General features: G+C 74.0%; 14 protein-coding genes. 9 read left to right on the forward strand and 5 right to left on the reverse strand.

What is annotated here, in order from left to right:
* The first annotated feature begins 14 nt into the window (after window positions 1-14).
* The 3 genes from CHF15_RS07530 (at window position 15) to CHF15_RS07540 (ending at window position 4,084) form a co-directional block, all read left to right on the forward strand.
* The gene (locus CHF15_RS07530; RefSeq protein WP_089222850.1) at window positions 15-1,373 is read left to right on the forward strand and encodes a GH1 family beta-glucosidase; all 1,359 of its coding nucleotides are present in this window, start codon (window positions 15-17) and stop codon (window positions 1,371-1,373) included.
* Between the two features lie 45 nt (window positions 1,374-1,418).
* Window positions 1,419-3,374: an RICIN domain-containing protein gene (locus CHF15_RS07535; protein WP_089222851.1), complete on the forward strand. Its 1,956-nt coding sequence runs from the start codon at window positions 1,419-1,421 to the stop codon at window positions 3,372-3,374.
* 122 nt (window positions 3,375-3,496) lie between these two features.
* Window positions 3,497-4,084, forward strand: a complete 588-nt coding sequence (locus CHF15_RS07540) for an Imm21 family immunity protein (protein WP_245938714.1) — start codon at window positions 3,497-3,499, stop codon at window positions 4,082-4,084.
* Between the two features lie 9 nt (window positions 4,085-4,093).
* Here CHF15_RS07540 and alc read toward each other — a convergent pair whose 3' ends face one another.
* Together alc and allB are read right to left on the reverse strand one after the other, a co-directional pair.
* Window positions 4,094-5,203 carry an allantoicase gene (alc, locus tag CHF15_RS07545; RefSeq protein ID WP_089222852.1) on the reverse strand — a complete coding sequence of 370 codons (1,110 nt, stop codon included), beginning with the start codon at window positions 5,201-5,203 and terminating at the stop codon, window positions 4,094-4,096.
* On the reverse strand, window positions 5,200-6,561 hold the full coding sequence (gene allB, locus CHF15_RS07550; protein WP_089222853.1) for an allantoinase AllB: 1,362 nt from the start codon (window positions 6,559-6,561) through the stop codon (window positions 5,200-5,202). Before allB ends, alc begins: the two co-directional genes overlap by 4 nt.
* Window positions 6,562-6,820: 259 nt before the next feature.
* Between allB and CHF15_RS07555 the strand changes: the two genes are divergently transcribed.
* Window positions 6,821-7,585 carry an IclR family transcriptional regulator gene (locus CHF15_RS07555; protein ID WP_089222854.1) on the forward strand — a complete coding sequence of 255 codons (765 nt, stop codon included), beginning with the start codon at window positions 6,821-6,823 and terminating at the stop codon, window positions 7,583-7,585.
* A gap of 851 nt (window positions 7,586-8,436) precedes the next feature.
* A complete protein-coding gene (locus CHF15_RS07560) occupies window positions 8,437-9,318 on the forward strand; it encodes an LLM class F420-dependent oxidoreductase (protein WP_089222855.1) in 882 nt (293 codons plus the stop codon).
* Window positions 9,319-9,340: 22 nt separating this feature from the next.
* On the opposite strand, the gene CHF15_RS07565 is transcribed toward CHF15_RS07560, so the two are convergent.
* Together CHF15_RS07565 and CHF15_RS07570 are read right to left on the reverse strand one after the other, a co-directional pair.
* On the reverse strand, window positions 9,341-9,661 hold the full coding sequence (locus CHF15_RS07565) for a DUF5955 family protein (RefSeq protein WP_089222856.1): 321 nt from the start codon (window positions 9,659-9,661) through the stop codon (window positions 9,341-9,343).
* A 164-nt stretch (window positions 9,662-9,825) separates the two neighbouring features.
* The gene (locus CHF15_RS07570; protein WP_089222857.1) at window positions 9,826-10,479 is read right to left on the reverse strand and encodes a histidine phosphatase family protein; all 654 of its coding nucleotides are present in this window, start codon (window positions 10,477-10,479) and stop codon (window positions 9,826-9,828) included.
* A 44-nt stretch (window positions 10,480-10,523) separates the two neighbouring features.
* On the opposite strand from CHF15_RS07570, the gene CHF15_RS07575 reads away from it, so the two are divergent.
* From CHF15_RS07575 to CHF15_RS07590, 4 genes are all read left to right on the forward strand, one after another.
* Window positions 10,524-11,168, forward strand: coding sequence for a nucleotidyltransferase family protein (locus tag CHF15_RS07575; protein WP_089222858.1), 645 nt, complete (start codon window positions 10,524-10,526; stop codon window positions 11,166-11,168).
* Between the two features lie 175 nt (window positions 11,169-11,343).
* The gene (gene aceB / locus CHF15_RS07580) at window positions 11,344-12,966 is read left to right on the forward strand and encodes a malate synthase A (protein ID WP_089222859.1); all 1,623 of its coding nucleotides are present in this window, start codon (window positions 11,344-11,346) and stop codon (window positions 12,964-12,966) included.
* A gap of 116 nt (window positions 12,967-13,082) precedes the next feature.
* Window positions 13,083-13,694, forward strand: coding sequence for a 3'-5' exonuclease (locus CHF15_RS07585; RefSeq protein WP_245938715.1), 612 nt, complete (start codon window positions 13,083-13,085; stop codon window positions 13,692-13,694).
* Window positions 13,684-14,289, forward strand: a complete 606-nt coding sequence (locus CHF15_RS07590; protein ID WP_089222861.1) for a class I SAM-dependent methyltransferase — start codon at window positions 13,684-13,686, stop codon at window positions 14,287-14,289. Before CHF15_RS07585 ends, CHF15_RS07590 begins: the two co-directional genes overlap by 11 nt.
* 10 nt (window positions 14,290-14,299) lie before the next feature.
* Here the strand turns inward: CHF15_RS07590 and CHF15_RS07595 are convergent, their stop codons facing one another.
* The gene (locus tag CHF15_RS07595; RefSeq protein ID WP_089222862.1) at window positions 14,300-14,620 is read right to left on the reverse strand and encodes a hypothetical protein; all 321 of its coding nucleotides are present in this window, start codon (window positions 14,618-14,620) and stop codon (window positions 14,300-14,302) included.
* Window positions 14,621-14,714 lie beyond the last annotated feature (94 nt).

Here is a 14,714-nt window from a genome sequence, read left to right on the forward strand (position 1 = left end):
ACGAAAGGCAGTCCGTGACCCTCGACCTCAGCGCCCTCCCCGACGGATTCGTGTGGGGCGCCGCGACGGCCGCGTACCAGATCGAAGGAGCCGTGGCCGAGGACGGCCGAGCGCCCTCCATCTGGGACACCTTCTCCCGCACTCCGGGGAAGGTCGCGAACGGCGACACCGGCGACGTCGCCTGCGACCACTACCACCGGGTGCCGGAGGACATCGGCCTGATGGGCCGGCTCGGCCTGGACGCGTACCGCTTCTCCCTCGCCTGGCCGCGCGTGATGCCGCAGGGCGGCGGGCCGGTCAACCCCGCGGGCCTGGCCTTCTACGACCGCCTGGTCGACGCCCTGCTGGAGGCGGGCATCACCCCCTTCCCGACCCTGTACCACTGGGACCTGCCGCAGGCGCAGCAGGACCGCGGCGGCTGGCCGGAGCGGGAGACCGCGCTGCGCTTCGCCGAGTACGCGGCCGTGGTGGCCGAGCGGCTCGGGGACCGGGTCACCCACTGGGCCACGCTCAACGAGCCGCTGTGCTCGGCCTGGATCGGCCATCTGCAGGGCGTGATGGCCCCCGGCCTCACCGATCTGAAGGCCGCCGTCCGCGCCTCGTACCACCTGCACCTGGGCCACGGGCTGGCGGTGCAGGCGCTGCGCGCCGCGGTCCCGAACGCCCAGGTCGGCATCGTCAACAACCTCAGCCCCTGCGAGCCGGCCTCCGACCGGCCCGAGGACGTCGCCGCGGCGCTGCGCTCCGACGGGCACACCAACCGCTGGTGGCTGGACCCGATCCACGGCCGCGGCTACCCCGAGGACATGCTGGAGCTGTACGGGGTCGAACTGCCCGTCCAGGCAGGCGACATGGAGACGATCGCGGCGCCGCTGGACTGGCTGGGCCTCAACTACTACTTCCGCGACATCGTCGCCGACGACCCGGCGGGGCCGGTCCCCCACACCCGTGCCGTACGCGTCCCGGACGTCCGCCGCACCGCGATGGACTGGGAGGTGCACGCCGGCGGCCTGGAGCGGCTGCTGCTGCGGCTGACCGAGGAGTACGGCGCCCGCAAGATCTACGTCACCGAGAACGGCTCGGCGTACGAGGACCGCGTCGGCCCCGACGGGCAGGTCCACGACCCCGAGCGCACCGCCTACCTGGAGGAGCACCTGGCGGCCTGCGCCCGCGCCGTGCGCGGCGGTGCCCCGCTCGCCGGCTACTTCGCCTGGTCGCTGCTGGACAACTTCGAGTGGGCGTACGGCTACGACAAGCGCTTCGGCCTCGTCCACGTCGACTACGAGACCCAGCGCCGGACCGTGAAGGGCAGCGGCCGCCGCTACGCCGACATCATCGCCGCCCACCGCGCCCGCGCCCGCAGCGCGGCCTGACCTCCCTCGTCATCCCGTCTCCACCCCCCACACAGGAGATCCGCGATGCCACACCACCCCCACACCGGACGCCTGATCGCCGTGCTCGCGGCGGTCGCGGCGGTCTTCGCCGGATTAGTGCTCGCCGGACCTGGGGCGGCCGCCGCCACGGCCGTCCAGGTCACCATGACCACCACCTCCGACGGCAAAACCGTCGTGCAGGGCCTGCAGACGCAGACCCCGGCCGCCTTCGAGGCGGGCAACGGCAGCGGCGGCACGGTCATCACGGTGGACCCCGCCGCCCGCTACCAGCCCTTCGAGGGCGGCGGGGCGTCCTTCACCGACAGCGCCGCCTGGCTGATGAACTCATCCGGCGCGCTGTCGGCGGCCACCCGTGACGCCACCATGCGCAAGCTGTTCTCCCCCACGGAGGGCATCGGCCTGGGCTTCCTGCGCAACCCGATGGGCGCCTCGGACATCGCGCGCAGCCACTACACGTACGACGACACCTGCTGCGACCTGTCGGACTTCTCCATATCCCGGGACCTGGCCGACGTCCTGCCGATGACGCAGCGGGCGCGGCAGCTCAACCCCGACCTGAAGGTCATGGCGGTGCCGTGGTCGGCGCCGGCGTGGATGAAGGACAACGGCAGGCTGACCCAGATGGGCAAGCTGCGGCCCGAGTACTACGACACGTACGCGCAGTACTTCGTGAAGTACCTGCAGGCGTACGAGCAGCGCGGCGTCCACGTCGACTACGTCTCGGTGCAGAACGAGCCGCAGTGCTGCGGCGCGAACAGCAACTACCCCACCATGGAGTGGACGGCGGCCACGCTGCTGGACTTCACCAGGAACCACCTCTTCCCGGCGTTCCGTTCGGCCGGGATCACCACCAAGGCGCTGATCCACGACTGGAACCACGGCGACTGGAACACCACGGGCGCCGGCCAGCTCGCCGACGCCGCGCTGCGCGGCGACCCGCTCTTCGGGGGCGTCGCCTGGCACGGCTACACCCCGACCCCGCCGAACTACGCGCTGGGCAGCACGATCCAGAGCCAGTACCCGGGCGTGGCGCAGTACGAGACGGAGCACTCCGGCGGCACGTGGGTGGGCGACCAGCAGCTGGAGGACCTGCGCGACATCACCGGCTTCACCCGCAACTGGGCCCGCGCGTACGTGAAGTGGTCGCTGGCGCTGGACCAGGCCAGGGGCCCGCACGCGGGCGGCTGCGACAGCTGCAGCGGGCTGATCACGGTGCACAACGGGGACGCGCGCAGCGGGCAGGTCGACTACACCGTCGAGTACTACACGATGGGGCAGCTGACGAAGTTCGTCCGCGCGGGCGCGGTGCGGATCGGCAGCAACGCCACCGACCCCGTGTGGAACACCGCCTTCGTCAACAGCGACGGGCAGCGGGTGCTGGTCACCCACAACTCCTCGTCGTCCACCCAGCAGGTCACGGTCCGCGAGGCCGGGCAGCACTTCAGCTACAGCCTGCCCGCCCGCGCCACGACCACCTTCACCTGGTCCGGCGCGCCGACCGGCGGCGGGGGCGGCGACGGGGACGGCATCAGCACCTCCGCCTGGTACCAGGTGGCCGGCGCCGGCTCGGGCAAGTGCGTGGACGCCAAGGACCGGGGCACCGCCAACGGCACGGCGGTGCAGCAGTGGAGCTGCGTGGCCGGGCAGGCCAACCAGCAGTGGCAGTTCCGCCCGGTCGACGGCGGCTACTACCGCGTCGTCAACCGCAACGCGACCGCCACCGAGCAGGTCTGGGACGTCACCGGTGGCGCGTCGGCGACGGGCGACTCGGTGCCGCTGCAGACCTGGCAGTGGTCCTCGGGCGCCAACCAGCAGTGGAAGCCGGTGCTCCAGGCGGACGGTTCGTACGTCCTCACGGCCCGGCACAGCGGCAAGTGCCTGGACGTCGCGTCCGCTTCGGCGGCCGACGGCGCCCTGCTGCAGCAGTACACCTGCAACGGCACCGCAGCCCAGTCCTTCCGGCTGACGCCGGCGGGCTGACCGGCCCCGCGCGGCGCCGACGTACGAGGGAGACGCCGGCGCCGCGCGGCACCAGCACCCCCTCCGGGGCACCGGGGCCCCGGAGGGGGCTCACCGTCGGCGGCGGGCGCCAGACTTGCGCCATGGATGCCTTCACGCGTGACGTGCCCGCGCCGGCCCTGCCCGCCCCCGCGTGGGTGGAGTCGATGGGCGGCCCGCTGGTCGCCGTCCCCGTCTCCGCCCTGGCCGCCTGGGGCGGCTGCGCGGAGCGGGGGACGGTCGTCGGCGACGGGAACGCCCCCGACGACTACGACCGGGCCTGCGCCGTGGACGACCTGGCGGGCGTGGTGCCCGTCGGCGGCGACGGCGTCCGGGCGCTGGTCCTCGGGGACCTGCCCGCCACGACCTGCTACCTCACCGCGCGCCGGGCTTTCCTGCGCTGGGGAGGCGCCGACTCCGAGGCCGAACTCGTCGCGGCGGCCGAGGTGGTCCTCGCCGATCCCGCCGTCGAGTGGCAGGAGTGCGGGACGTGGGAGACCGACGGGCCCGCGGTGCTCATGGACTCCGCCGAGGCGGGCGGCCTGCTGGGCGTCGAGTACCCCGGCGGCGGCATGCCCGAACAGGCCGCCGTCCCGCTGCCTCCCGGCCGCTGGGCGGTCCAGGCCGTCGAGACGACGGTCGGCGACCGCACCTCGCTCGGCCTGGTACGGCTCGTGCCGGCCGCCCCCTGAGCAGGGCCGTCAGGCCAGGTCCTCCCACCGCCGGACGAGGCGGTCGGCGCCCGCCCCGGTCAGCGAGCCCCACAGGCGCAGGCGGGCGATGCCGCCGTCGGGATAGGTCTCCAGGCGCACGTGGGTGGCGGGCGGGACGCCGACCACGAAGCGGTGGACGGTGTCGGGTTGCAGGGGGGTGCGGGGCAGGATCTCGAACCACTCGCCGTCCTCGCCGTCGCGGCCGAGCAGGGCGGCCCAGCCGGCGGCGTTGCCCTTGTAGTAGCCGGTGTCGATCTCGACGGCGCGGACGGTGCCCTGCCCGGCGAGGCGGTAGCGCGCCCAGTCGTGGCCCTTGTCGCGGCGGCGGCGGGTCTCCCAGCCGTCGCCCATGCGGCGGGAGGTGCCCGGCAGGATGGGGTTGACCGGGGAGGAGTAGAAGCGGTCGGAGACGTCCTCGGGGGCGCCGCCGTTCTCCAGCGCGACCAGGTCGAAGGTGCCGAGCGCGGTCAGCCACGCCGGGTCGGGGACGACCTCGCCGTGGACGCGCAGCCGGGCGATGCCGCCGTCGGGGAACTGCTTGAGCCGCAGGTGGGTGAAGCGGCGCTCCACGGCCGCCTCGAAGCCGTTGGCGGCGTGGCCGCCGACGGCCGTGCGGGGCACGAGTTCCGTCCACTCCACGCCGTCGGCGAGAAGGTCCCCGGGCGCGGCGGACAGGGGCGCGCAGGTGGCCTCGACGGCGATCTGCTGCGGGTGGTTGCCGCGGAAGTGGGCGGTGTCCACGACCACGCCCCGCACGATCCCGGGGGCGGCGAGGCGGATCAGCGCCCAGTCGTGGTCGGCGTCGGCGGGGTGCGGGTCGGCGGCGTCGGCGCCGCGGCGGCGGCGGGTCTCCCAGCCGTCCATGACCTGCCCCTTGTGGCCGAAGTGCTCGGCGCGGAACTCGGGCCGCCCGGGGACGAGCAGGTTCTCCCGTTCGGCGAAGAACTCGTCGTTGGCGGCGATCACCCCGGCGCCCAGGCGCCGGTCGGCGAGGTCGACGAGACCCGTGAAGGGCAGGTCGGCGCCGCGGTAGTCGGCGTAGGGGTCCCCTCCGGGGTACGGCTGGGCGGCGCCGGTGTACCGGGGTGTGGCGGTCACGCGTTCTCCCTTGTGATGAGGCGGCCGGAGGGGTCGGTCGGGGTGCCGTGGTCGGCGATCCGCTCACCGCGCAGCCAGGTGCTCCGTACGACCCCCTGGAGGGTGCGGCCCGCGTAGGCGGTGACCTGGTTGCGGTGGTGGAGCGCGGCCGGGTCCACGGTGAAGCTCTCGTCGGGTGAAAGGACGGCGAAGTCGGCGTCGTGGCCGGGCGCGACGGCGCCCTTGGTGGTGAGCCCGGCGAGGCGTGCCGGGCCCCGCGCCATCCAGCGGACCACGTCGGCGAGCGTGGCGCCACGCCGGCGGGCCTCGGTCCAGACGGCGGGCAGGCCGAGCTGGAGGGAGGAGATCCCTCCCCAGGCGGCGCCGAAGTCGCCGGTGTCGAGGTGCTTGAGGTCGGCGGTCGAGGGCGAGTGGTCGGAGACGACGCAGTCGAGGGTGCCGTCGAGCAGGCCCTGCCACAGGGCCTCCCGGTTGCCCGCCTCGCGGATCGGCGGGCAGCACTTGAACTGGGTCGCGCCGTCGGGGACCTCCTCGGCGGTGAGCGTCAGGTAGTGCGGGCAGGTCTCGGCCGTCAGCCGCACGCCGTCGCGGCGGGCGGCGGCGATCAGGGGCAGCGCCTCGGCGGAGGACAGGTGCAGGACGTGCACCCGGCAGTCCAGGCGGCGGGCGAGGGCGATCAGCGCCTCGACGGCGGCGTTCTCGGCGGCGCGGGGGCGGGAGGCGAGGAAGCCGGCGTATGCGGGGCCGGAGGGCTGCGGGGCGCCCAAGATGAGCCGGGGGTCCTCGGCGTGGACGATCAGCAGCCCGTCGAAGCGGGCGATCTCGCGCATCGCCTCCTCCAGTTCGGAGGGGCCGAGCTGGGGGAACTCCTCGACGCCGGAGGGCAGCAGGAAGCACTTGAAGCCGAAGACCCCGGCCTCGTGGAGGGGGTGCAGGTCCTTGGCGTTGCCGGGGACGGCGCCGCCCCAGAAGCCGACGTCGGTGTGGATCCGGCCGCGGGCGGCGGCGCGCTTGACCTCCAGGTGGGCGGTGGTGGTGGTCGGCGGGATGCTGTTGAGCGGCATGTCGACCAGGGTCGTGACGCCGCCGGCCGCGGCCGCCCGGGTGGCGGTCTCGAAGCCCTCCCATTCGCTGCGCCCGGGGTCGTTGACGTGGACGTGGGTGTCGACCAGGCCGGGGAGCAGGGCGTCCGTGCCGAGGTCGACCAGTCGCGCGCCGGGCGGGGGCTCTGTCCCGTACGGCAGGACGGCGGCGATCCGGCCGCCCGCGACGGCCACGTCGGCGGGGCGCTCGCCCTGCGGGGTGACGACCCGCGGTGAACGCAGCACGAGCTCGATCGCGTCAGCGGCCTCGGACACGGGTTCCCCTTCCACCGGCGTCGCACAGAAATTCAACGTTCTGTTGAAATGCATCCTCCGCTCGCGCGCGAGCCGCCGTCAACCCCTTCCCCGGCGCCGCACGCGGCCTCGGCAGTACAGTTGGAGAATTCCACCCAATGGAATGCGTTTTCCGCGCTCACCGGCCGCCGCCGCGCCCACGACCGCCCCGAACAGCGGTCACCTGCCTGGTCAGGGCCGGTAGGCTGCACCATCACCACCGTCCGCCTGGGGAGGAAACGTGGCGTCAGACCGCGCCGGGGGCGTGCAGTCCCTCGAACGCGCCTTCGACCTGCTGGAGCGGATGGCCGACGCGGGCGGCGAGGTGGGCCTCAGCGAACTGTCCGCGAGCAGCGGGCTGCCGCTGCCCACGATCCACCGGCTGATGCGCACCCTGGTCGACTGCGGCTACGTACGCCAGCAGCCCAACCGCCGCTACGCGCTGGGGCCCCGGCTGATCCGCCTCGGCGAGAGCTCGGCCCGCCTCCTGGGCACCTGGGCCCGCCCCTATCTGGCGGAGCTGGTCGAGGCGACCGGCGAGACCGCCAACATGGCGCTCCTGGACGGCGACGAGGTCGTCTACGTCGCCCAGGTCCCCTCACGGCACTCGATGCGGATGTTCACCGAGGTCGGACGGCGGGTCCTGCCGCACTCCACGGGCGTCGGCAAGGCCCTGCTGGCGCACGTCCCGCCGGAGGAGGTACGCGCCCTGCTGGCCCGCACCGGGATGCCGGCGGCCACCGAGCGGACCATCGTCGACCCGGACGCCTTCCTCGCGGAACTGGAGCACATCCGCGCCCAGGGCTACGCCGTCGACGACAACGAGCAGGAGGTCGGGGTCCGCTGCCTGGCGGTCACCGTCCCCGACTCCCCGACGGCCGCCGCCATTTCCATCTCCGGACCCGCCGGACGGGTGACCGAGGCGGCCACGGAGAAGATCGTGCCGGTGCTGCAGGGCGTGGCACGGCAGCTGTCGACCGCGCTGGCCAGCAACGGGACGCCCTGAACGCACGCGGTCGGCGCGGCGGCCGCGCCGGTGGCCGCGCCGGTGGGCGGGTGCGGGTTCGTCCCGCGCCCTTCGGGCGCGAAGCGGCCGGCTGCGGACGGGAGCGTGGGGCGCACGGCCGGTCGGCGGTGTGCGGGCGGGTTCGCGGTGGGGGTTCGGGCTCCGCAGCGGGCTGCCTTTCCGTCGGCGTGGGTCTCGTTGCCGTCCGCGGGTGCAGACGGCCGCTTCCACGCCTTCGGTGGGTGGTGGGCGCGCCCGCCGCGACCGGCGTCTGCGGCTGCTCCGGGGTGCTGTCGAGCGGCGGGCGCAAGATCGGGCCCGCTTGCGCCGACATGTTCGGTGGAACAGAGCCCGATCTCGGAAGTCCACCCACCGAGCCCCGTGCCTGCCGGGGAAGCTCCCGCAGACGCAGGTCAGGGCGGGCGCGCCACCCACAAAGGGTGGGCGTGGTACCGGCCGTCTGCACCCGCGGACGGCGACGAGACCGCAACCGTACGAGCAACCGGCCCCGCTCCGGCGTCGAACCCCCGCCACGAACCCACCCGCACCGCGCCGAGAAGGGCGCGAGACGACGGGAAAGCCGCCCAGCGACGCCTGCCACGCCCTGCGCCGCGCTGGAGTGCCGGCCGGGGGGACCCGCCGCACCGGGAAGCCGAGGTGGCCGCGGACGCCGCGAAAGCCGGGGCCCACATCGGGCCGAGGGCGGACCCGCACGGCCGGGGCCGCGTCGGCAGCGTGGGCAGCGGTAACCGCACAGGCACGTCGTCGTGCCGCCGCGGCGGCTTGACCTCGAGCGCACTCCAAGGCCTACGGTCGTCACCGTAGCGACCACGACCCCGGACGGGGGGACCATGCAACTGGGCTTGCACCTCACGAAGTTCGACCATCCCGCAGGACCGGCCGGGCTCGCGCCCGCGCTGGCCGCGGCAGGCGAGGCCGCCGAGTCGGCCGGCGCGGGCTGGCTGTCGGTGATGGACCACTACTTCCAGATGGAGAACAACGGCGGCGCCGAGGCCGCCATGCTGGAGGCCTACACGACGCTGGGCTTCCTCGCCGCCCGGACCTCCTCCGTGCGGCTCGGCGTCCTCGTCACGGGGGTCACCTACCGCCACCCCGGCCTGCTGGCGAAGATCGCGACCACCCTCGACGTCCTGTCCGGCGGGCGGGCGACCCTGGGGCTCGGCGCGGCCTGGTACGAGCGTGAGCACCTGGGCCTGGGCGTGCCCTTCCCGGCGCTCGCGGAGCGCTTCGAACGGCTGGAGGAGACCCTGCGGATCTGCCTGCAGATGTGGGACGGGGACGACGACGGCCCCTTCGAGGGCACGCACTACTCCCTGGCGGAGACCCGCAGCGCCCCGGCCTCGGTGAGCACACCCCGCCCGGAGATCATGATCGGGGGCGGCGGTGAGCGCAAGACGCTCCGCCTGGTCGCCCGGTACGCGGACGCCTGCAACCTCTTCGCCTCCTCGGCCGCCGAGGTCGCGCACAAGCTGGACGTGCTGCGCGCCCACTGCGACGAGGCCGGACGCGACTACGAGCGGATCCGCAAGACCATGCTCTTCGTCGGCGACTCCATCCGCGACGGCGACACCGACGCCTTCGTCGCCGACATGGCCGGCTACGCCAAGCTCGGCGTCGACACGGTCATCGTGGTGCCGCCGGACGCCGAGCCGGCCGGCTGGATCGACAGCCACTGCGCACCGGCCGTCCCCCGGCTGGCCGAACTCGGCTGACCGGCCCGGCGGGCACCCCGCGTCACCGGGGACGCGGGGTGCCGAACAGCTCGATCGCCCGCCGCACCTCGGTGAGGGCGCCGGCCAGGGCACTGACGGAGCCGAGCGCCCCGGCGATCACGAGCAGGCCGCGGCGCAGCCGCGGGACGTCCGGGACACCGGCGTCCGCGGCGGCGGCCAGCGCGGAGAGCTCGTCCTCGGCGATGTGCCGGTCCGGTAAGTTGCCGCGGTATCCGGCGAGTTCACGGCGACAGCGGGCGACCGCGGCCCGCAGGGCGCTCACCCTCGGGTCGAGGGTCCCGTCGTCGTCCACCGCCGCGCGGGCGGCCACGTCCTTCACCACTGATACGTCCCCCACAGGTAGGCCCCCGATGTTTCCCCATGGCCGGCCGGCCCCATCCGGTCCGCCGTATCGGGGAGGACAGTAAACGCGACGGAGCGCTTCCCCCGCTATACGGAGAGCGAAATCCGCCGTAACTTCCTTCGCCACGTGACGACTTGCCGACATCAACGTCCGGGACCCGCGATCCGGTTCCAGTCGGCGAGCCGCCAGTCCCCCGCGCCGTCGCGCCACCAGCGGGCCATCGAGGCGTTGACCACGCGGGCGTCGCCGGGCGGCGGGGTCCCGAGCAGGCGGCACAGTGCCAGCACCACCGCGTCGTGCGTGACGACCAGCACGGGCGGGCCCGGGCGGGCGACGGCCTCCCCCAGGAAGTCCCGGACGCGGGCCTCGACGTCCCGCGGCGACTCCCCGCCGGGCGGACGGTAGGCGGCCTCGCCCTCACGCTCGCGCCGCAGCGCCTCCTCGGGGAAGCGCTCGCGCACCCCTTGCGGGGTGATCAGCTCCAGCAGGCCCATGCCGCGGTCCCGGAGGCGTTCGTCGTAGGTGACGGGCAGCGGTTCGCGGCCCGCGGCCGCCCCGGCCTCCTCGACGGCGCGCAGGGTCTGCCGGGCCCGCTCGAAGGGCGAGCAGCGGACACGGCCGGGCGCCTGCGCACCGGGCAGCGTCAGCAGGTCACGGCCCAGCCGCGCCGACTGCTCCCGCCCGAGCGCGGTCAGCGCCACGCCGGCGTCCCGGACCCCGTCCAGGGACCTGCCACGGGCGAAGGCGGCGTTGGCCTCGCTCTCGCCGTGGCGTACGGCGATGATCCAGCTCGTCATGGCCGGTCCTTTCCCCCGCCCCCCGTCCACGGTATCCAGGGGGCATGGAACGCGACGCGAGCACGGGCACGGTGGCCGGGCTGCTGCTGGCCGCCGGCGGGGGCAGGCGGCTGGGCGGCCGCCCCAAGGCGCTGCTGGAGTACGGCGGCCGCCCGCTGGTCGAGCACACGGCGCGGGCGCTGCGGGCCGGCGGCTGCGGCCCCGTCCACATCGTGCTGGGCGCGGACGCCGCGCAGGTGCGCGAACGGGCCGCCCTGGACGACTACGCCGTCACCGTGAACCCGCACTGGGAGCAGGGCATGGGTTCCTCGCTGCGCGCGGGCCTGGAGGCACTGGCCGGCACCGGCGCACCGGCCGTGGTCGTGGCACTGGTGGACCAGCCCGGGATCGGGGCCACGGCGGTGGCCCGGGTGGTGGGCGCGTACGCCTCGCCGCGCACCCTCGCCTCCGCCTCGTACGGCGGCAGGCGGGGCCACCCGATCCTGCTGGGCTCCGCCCACTGGGCGGCGATCGCCGCGAGTGCGGTGGGGGACCAGGGGGCACGCTCCTACCTGAGGCGGCACGAGGAGGCGATCGCACTCGTCGAGTGCGGGGACATCGCGGTCCCCGCCGACATCGACACCCCGGACGACCTGCGGCTGCTGGCGGACCCGCCGGAGCCCCCTGCACCGGGTGCCACAGAACGTTGAACTTCCGCAATGCAAAAACTATGCTCCACCCAGCAGAAGCGCCCGTACGGTCGGCGCGCCTCGCAGCCGAAACCCGCCCCGTCCGGCACCCCGTGCCAGGGCCGGGGCGCGGTGGCCGCCCGGCTCCTCCGGCCGCACGGCACCACCCCTCATCGGCAAGAGGAGAGTCAGGTTCATGTCCGCATCAGGGCCCGCACCGCACGCCGTCGTCGCCGACACCGCACCCCCCGTCGAGCGCGCGGAGGAGGTGCTGACCGACGGGGCGCTCGCCTTCCTGGCCGAACTGCACCGCCGGTTCGCGCCCCGCCGCGCCGAACTCCTCGCCAAGCGCGGGGAACGCCGCGCCGAGATCGCCCGCACCGGCACCCTGGACTTCCTCCCGGAGACCGCCCACATCCGCGAAGGCGACTGGCGCGTCGCCGACGCCCCCGCCGCGCTGAACGACCGCCGGGTGGAGATCACCGGCCCCACCGACCGCAAGATGACCATCAACGCCCTCAACTCCGGCGCCCGGATCTGGCTCGCCGACTTCGAGGACGCCTCCGCCCCCACCTGGGAGAACGTGGTCGGCGGCCAGGTCAACCTGATCGACGCCTACGAGCGCCGCATCGACTTCACCTCCCCCGAGGGCAAGTCCTACGCGCTGAAGGACGAGAGCGAACTCGCCACCGTCGTCGTGCGCCCGCGCGGCTGGCACCTCGACGAACGCCACCTGACCGTCGACGGCGAACCCGTCCCCGGCGCCCTCGTCGACTTCGGCCTCTACTTCTTCCACAACGCGCAGCGCCTGCTCGCCAAGGGCAAAGGCCCCTACTTCTACCTCCCCAAAACCGAGTCCCACCTCGAAGCCCGCCTGTGGAACGACGTGTTCGTCCTCGCCCAGGACCTCCTCGGCGTGCCACAGGGCACCATCCGCGCCACCGTCCTCATCGAGACGATCACCGCGGCCTTCGAGATGGAGGAGATCCTCCACGAACTGCGCGACCACGCCTCCGGCCTCAACGCCGGCCGCTGGGACTACCTGTTCTCCATCGTCAAGAACTTCCGCGACGCCGGCGAGCGCTACATCCTGCCCGACCGCAACGCCGTGACGATGACCGCGCCCTTCATGCGCGCCTACACCGAACTGCTGGTCCGCACCTGCCACAAGCGCGGCGCCCACGCCATCGGCGGCATGGCCGCCTTCATCCCCTCCCGGCGCGACCCCGAGGTCAACGCGGTCGCCTTCGAGAAGGTCAAGGCCGACAAGGACCGCGAGGCCCACGACGGCTTCGACGGCTCCTGGGTCGCCCACCCCGACCTCGTGCCCATCGCCCGCGCCTCCTTCGACGCCGTCCTCGGCGACCGGCCCCACCAGAAGGACCGGCTGCGCGAGGACGTCCACGTCACCGCCGCCGACCTGCTGGCCGTCGACTCCCTCGACGCCAAACCCACCTACGAGGGACTGCGCAACGCCGTCCAGGTCGGCACCCGCTACATCGAGGCCTGGCTGCGGGGCATGGGCGCCGTCGCCATCTTCAACCTCATGGAAGACGCCGCCACCGCCGAGATCTCCCGCTCCCAGATCTGGCAGTGGGTCAACGCCGGCGTCGTCTTCGCCGACAACGGCGAGAAGGCCACCGCCGACCTCGTGCGCTCCCTGGCCGACCGGGAACTCACCGCCATCCGCGAGGAGACCGGCGAGCAGGCCTTCGCCGCCGGCCGCTGGCAGCAGGCCCACGACCTGCTCCTGAAGACGGCACTCGACGAGACCTACGTCGACTTCCTGACGCTGCCGGCCTACGAACTGCTCGACTGAACCACGCGCCGCTCTCCCCGGCCACCGCCGGGGAGAGCCGCCGCGCGCCGCGAGACTTCCCGCGACCCCGGGAAAAGCCGGGCAGCCGGCGCGCGACCGCTGGCATGATCGTCGCCATGCCAGCACCCCGACCGCGCGCCGTGCGGCCCAGCCTGTACATCTCGGTGGACATCGAGGCGGACGGGCCCATCCCCGGCCCGTACTCGATGCTCAGCCTCGGGGCCGCCGTCGCGGGCCGGCAGGACGCCGGCGGATTCACCGCCGCCGACCCCGAACGGGACACCTTCTACCGCGAACTGCGCCCCACCGGGACCGAGACCGACCCGCAGGCACTCGCCGTCAGCGGCCTGGACCGGGCACGCCTGACCACCGAGGGCAGCGAACCGGCCGCCGCAATGGCCGAGTTCACCGCATGGGTGGGCACCGTCAGCGAAGGCGCCCAGCCCGTCATGACCGGCTACCCCGCCGCATACGACTGGATGTTCCTGTACTGGTACCTCATCCGCTTCACCGGCTCCAGCCCCTTCGGGCACTCCGGCTGCCTCGACATGAAGACGCTGTACGCGGCCAAGGCCCACGTGCCGCTGCGCGCCGTCGCCAAGGCCACCATGCCCCGCGAACTGCTCTCCCGCCGCCACCACACCCACCACGCCCTCGACGACGCAGTCGAGCAGGCCGAACTCTTCGCCAACCTCATGAACTGGAAGGGCACCGCGCATGCCCTTTGACCACAACGACCACTACCACCGGCTGCTCCTGCGCAAGGTCCCGCCCGGCGCGCTCACCGCCCTGGACGTCGGCTGCGGCACCGGCCGCTTCGCCCGGCGCCTGGCCGCCCGCGGACTGCGGGTCGACGCGATCGACGCCTCCCCCGAGGCCGTGGCCGCGGCCGGAACCGCACCCGGGGTCACCTTCCGCACCGCGGACGTCACCCGCGTGGACCTCCCCCCGGCCCACTACGACGTCATCACCTGCCTGGCCGCCCTGCACCACATGCCGCTCGCCACGGTCACCGCACTGCGCGCCGCGCTCGCCCCCGGCGGCACCCTGCTCGTCCTGGGCTGCTATCCCGAACGCACCCCCGCCGACTGGGCGGTGAGCCTGACGGCCGTCCCCGTCAACGCCGCCGCCCGGCTGGCCGTAGCCGCCGCCGACCGGATCCGCGGCCACGAACCGCAGCCGGTCCGGGCCCCCGTACGCCCACCGGGCACACCCCTGCCGCAGATCCGCACCGAAGCGGCGCGCCTGCTGCCGGGCAGCCGTATCCGACGCCTGCTGTTCTGGCGCTACCTGCTGGTGTACCGCGACGGCACGCCCGGCTGACCGGCCCCGCTCAGGCCTGGCCGGTGTCGAAACGGCTGACCTTGCCGCCGTCCACGGTGAAACGCCACTTCGTGCGCATCTCACCCCACGCGTCGTTGCGGTAGTCCGCGATGAGGGTGAGCCCCGCCGAGTCCTGGGACTGCACGTCCATGTGGCCGTGGGAATCGAAGATCTCCCGCTCCGCCCACTCCTGCAGGTCGCGGTCGGAACCGTCGTCGGACATCGTCGCGTTCTCGGCGAGCGCGGCCTCGAAGGCCTCCCGGTCCCCGGCGTTCACCGCCGAGACGAAGGCGCGGACGGCCGGTTCGTTGAGGGCGTCGGTGCGGATCATCGCTGCTGCTCCCTGTGCTCACGGGTCGTGCCACCAGCCTCGCCCGAGCGGCCCCCGCGCGCTACCCGGGGCCGGGCGGCCCGCCTGCCGTTCA

The sequence above is a fragment of the Actinacidiphila glaucinigra genome (assembly GCF_900188405.1).
In the GTDB taxonomy this organism is placed as follows: domain Bacteria; phylum Actinomycetota; class Actinomycetes; order Streptomycetales; family Streptomycetaceae; genus Actinacidiphila; species Actinacidiphila glaucinigra.